General features: G+C 54.9%; 1 pseudogene. It reads left to right on the top strand.

Annotation, left to right across the window (positions count from 1 at the left end):
- Positions 1 to 426 (top strand): annotated as a pseudogene (locus ACTHSP_RS22110) (hypothetical protein); the annotation flags it as partial.

The raw sequence follows: 426 nt of genomic DNA, 5'->3' as shown, positions 1-426 counted from the left end.
CTGCTTTTACTCCTGAGCGCCTGCACACCGGACACCAAGACCACGGATGCCGCATCCGCCCCCAAAACACACGGCTTCGCACACCGCCTGACCGAAGGCGAAAAACTGCTGACCCAAGCCCTCATCAAACAAGACCTCGCCGCCTACTTCAAACACGAAACCGGCGGCGCATTTGCCGAACAAGCCCCCTTATTCTCGGCCCAACAACTTGCCGAACAGAAAAACATTCCCAAAAACGATGCCATCGGCGTTTACGGCAAAATCATCAAAACCCAAGGCCGCACCGCCTGGCTGCAAACCGACAAGCAAACCCTCAAACTCGATTTGGCCGAACCGCTGCAAGAAGCTCAAGGCGAAGTTACCCTTGTCTGCCAACACGAAAACACCGCATTCCAAGACTGCCAAACAGAAGAAAACTTCGCCCGA

The organism is Neisseria sp. P0001.S005 (genome assembly GCF_051963715.1).
Note: the sequence above shows the minus strand (reverse complement) of the source record. Positions and strands in the feature narration are given on the sequence as shown.